The sequence below is a fragment of the Chamaesiphon sp. OTE_8_metabat_110 genome (assembly GCF_031382685.1).
Taxonomy (GTDB): Bacteria; Cyanobacteriota; Cyanobacteriia; order Cyanobacteriales; family Chamaesiphonaceae; genus Chamaesiphon.
This window is the reverse complement of record NZ_JANMZA010000365.1, coordinates 1-3647: the sequence shown is the minus strand read 5'-3', so window position 1 is coordinate 3647 and position 3647 is coordinate 1. Positions and strand designations below refer to the sequence as shown.

At 43.3% G+C, this 3647-nt stretch carries 2 protein-coding genes and 1 pseudogene; all 3 read right to left on the bottom strand.

Annotated features, from left to right (window positions below; all coding sequences use genetic code 11):
• The coding region (locus RMO52_RS13320; RefSeq protein ID WP_310414945.1) for a nuclear transport factor 2 family protein at window positions 1–238 on the bottom strand (238 nt) is incomplete at its 3' end.
• A 66-nt stretch (window positions 239–304) separates the two neighbouring features.
• Window positions 305–880, bottom strand: coding sequence for an NAD(P)H-dependent oxidoreductase (locus RMO52_RS13315; RefSeq protein ID WP_310414942.1), 576 nt, complete (start codon window positions 878–880; stop codon window positions 305–307).
• 662 nt (window positions 881–1542) lie between these two features.
• Window positions 1543–3647: pseudogene (locus tag RMO52_RS24730) on the bottom strand (DEAD/DEAH box helicase); the annotation flags it as partial.

Sequence of the window (3647 nt, the reverse complement as noted above, 5' to 3'; positions counted from 1 at the left end):
TGTCGCCGAGTGCCGTGACGAAATCGCCCTCAGCGATTAAGTCAGTGACAGTAAACTTTGGCGGCTCGATGTATATCGCTGCCATATATTGGCGAACGGCTTCTTTGCCTTTAAGGGTCTGGTCGCCGACAAACGTCCATTCAGTGTCGTCGGAGCAGCATGACAAGAGTCCTTCATTGTTGCCTTCAGCGATAGCTGCGTTGCCCTGTTCTAAGATTGCTTTATTTTTCTCTGACATCTGAATCTCTCCTTTTGATTAAGCTAAACCTTGAAAACCCCTGATTCTGAGGCTCGCAATGATGAGTTAGTCGTTCAATAAGCTCGTCACGGTTACGAGCTTATTGCCTAGCTGCGCGATCGCTACCTGTTGTAATTCATCTTTCAATTGGCCGTGCTCATCGAATGCTTGATGAGCATTTCCAATCGCCTTTTGATCTGGCAATACTAGAACGCCAATGTTGCCAAGAATAGATCGAACGTGAACCAATCCCCGCAAACCTCCCAACGCTCCAGGGGAAGCACCCATCAAGATGGCAACCTTGTCTTTGAAACATACCAAGGATGGTTCGCCTGGTTCGGGACGCGATGCCCAATCGATTGCATTTTTTAGGAGTGGAGTAATTGAACTGTTGTATTCTGGGCAGGCAATCAGGAATCCCTGATGTGCTTTCATCATTGCCTTGAGCTTGAGAGCATTTTCTGGCAACCCCTCAGCCGTCTCTAGATCTTCATCGTAGAGTGGTAGGGGCAGGTCGCGGAAATCTAGATAGGTAACTTCTGCACCAGCAGCTTTGGCTCCTTCAGCAGCAATTTTTACTAGCTTTTTATTGAAGGAATCTTTGCGGGCACTTCCAGCAAAGGCAAGAATTTTAGCGGTCATAAATTTCTCCTTTTTAGTGTTGAGAGATTTTTTCTGAATCTAGTGCCTGTGCTGTAAAGGGCGTAGTCACTGCGAATCCCGTACATACCAGTGCCAGTAGAATTAGCTTCTTCATAAAATCAGTTGCAACCTGTAAGGTTTGAATCGATTAATCAAACTCTAAATTTAATTAATCGATACCTTCAAGTTAACCACCTAAATATCCAAAGCACTCCCTCTAAAGGTATAGATAAAAACGTGTTAATAAAATAGAAAATACAACGCTAAGTTTTGTATTGTTTTATATATAAATAGCGCCAAAAATATTCTAGCTTAAGACGTACATTTAGCTGTTGAAGGGATTTTGAGACATTATTTTATTAAATTGAATAAAAATTAGATTGCAACAAACTCACAAACTCCTCACATTTAAAATATACGATCGACGCAAGGAAATTATTGAATAAAAAAGTTATTTTAATTTATGTTGAGAAAAAGTAACTAGAGCTGGTTGTGCCAGCAGAACTGCCCATCATGGAGAGAGTCAAGTGGATGCTTTAACAGATGTACAGTGACAGATTGTTTGTCATCGGCGACACATTGTTGTCATTAAAACTAATTAAGTGTCTCCGTGACAAGTTGTTGTCTTCAAGCTAGAGATTTGAAGCATACTGAGTAAGCGATTACCTCCGGTAGGCTATGCCAACGAATAATGGTTCGCCATAACTCATCAGTCTGATTTCTTGCGCTTCGGCTGTAGTAGGATCGAAGGTGACTCGATATTTTTGGCTGTCTATCGATAGGTTCCAAACTCCCTCGCCAATTAACTCGAAGTTAATTTGGTGAGATTTGAGAATGGTGGAAGTGGTAAATAACTGTTCGATGTCTGCTGAGGTAATCGGGCTGGGTGGTAAGGGTTGAGATATTTCAGCTAGATCTGCAACTACGTCCATTGCGACTAAATCGTCTACAGCAGGGCGCAAAGGGGGTGCGTCGAAGATCTTGTCGAATTCGGCTAGCAACACGCCTTCCTCGGCAGGATCGGCACTCATGACGGCTTGTTCGATGAAGTTGGGGACTTGGGCGAGGATGGGCTGGAGGTTGCCAACTACAGATTGGAAGGCATTGATGCGATCGCGGAGTTTGCGGTAGACTTTAGCTTCGACGGTGCCATCGTCGTAAAAGTTATGAATCCTCACTGTAGGGGCTAATTGTCCGATCCGATCGATCCGCCCGATTCTTTGTTCGACTCGCAGCGGATTCCACGGCATGTCGTAATTCAGTAGTACGCTACAGGTTTGAAGATTTAAGCCTTCGCAAGCCGATTCGGTGCAGAGTAAAACTTTGATTTCACCTGCGCGAAATGCTGCTTTAATTTTCTCTTTAGATATTTGTACCCACTTATCTCCTTGATAAATTTCGCCGCCACGCCCAGAGTAGCAAGCTACCTGAGTGCCATAGATTTGATAGAGATTATCGCGGAGATAATCCATCGTGTCGGTATATTGGGTAAAGACGATCGCGCTTTCTCGTTGGTTGAGTTCTTGGCGAAGAATGATGAGAAAATTGGATAGTTTACTATCTTCGCCTGTATTCTCAAATTGGCGGAGTATTTTTTCTAATTCGGCAATTTCTCTGGGATCTGTCGGTTGAGCGAAGAAGGATTCCAAGCCTTGAATAATACTATCATCGGCATCATCGATATCGTTGAGATCGTCGGGGGTAATACTGATGCCTTCTAATCGACGTTTGAGTGATTCTTTGACAGCGTAGAAGGAACTGGTGAGCCGTTTGCGGTAGAGCGTCATCAAGAAGCCCAATGCTTTGCGATTTTCCTTTTGGGCGAGTTGATAGAAGTGCCGGACATAATCGCTGACGACTTGATAGAGTTTTACTTCTCGTAGAGGTTCTAGTACGATCGCATTATCACTGACAATTCGAGTCGGGATGTCTCGATCGAGAATACCATGAAGATAGTATTCCCGCAGGGTATCGCGGGTATGTCGGAACATTAGATCTTTGAGCGGGGTATTGGTGGTGAGATATTGGCGAGAAGCGGCGATAAATTCTTTATCTTGGATACATTGTTTATAATCGATACTTTTTCTACCAGTTTGTCAAGTATCTTGGAGGCGATGGGCGAGTAATTTATCCTGTTGGTTTAGGTGAGCATTTAATCGAGGGCAAGGTTTACCGCCGCGTTTGAAGTAATCGGTAGACATCTGTTGCCAAAAGTTTAAAGTATCTCGATCTATTTCTCCGCTGAGTGTGGCAAAATAATTACAAAAATTTTCGCTATAACTCCAATGCCCAGACAATCTCAGTAGGTTTAATAGATCGAATATTTCGACTGGATCTATTTGCATTGGCGTAGCAGAAAGTAAGATTAGAGAGCGTGTTCTCTCTTTTAATTTTTGGAGTAATTCTAATAGTCGATTGGGTGTATCTTTGCGTTGTTGGGGCTGCGCCGACGAGCATGGTGGGCTTCATCTAAAATGACTAAATCCCAAGGTTCGGCGGCTAGTAATTCTTTTGCTCTGTCACTCCGACGGATGAGATGAGATGATGCGAGGATGAGATTAGTTGTATTCCAAGGATTGCTAGTAGGTGGAATTGTTGTGCCGTGAGGATCTGTAAATTCTCCTTGACTATAGCTCCAGAAATTGAGATTGAATTTTTCGCGTAATTCTTGTTGCCATTGATTTTGAACGCTGGCAGGTACTAACAATAAGACGTGCTGAACTTTTTGGCTGGTTAGTAGATATTTGAGAATTAAGCCAGTTTCGAT

What these genes read in the sequence shown, in the direction of transcription:
- RMO52_RS13315 (WP_310414942.1), bottom strand. Translation starts at nt 880, where the DNA reads ATGACCGCTAAAATTCTTGCCTTTGCTGGAAGTGCCCGCAAAGATTCC.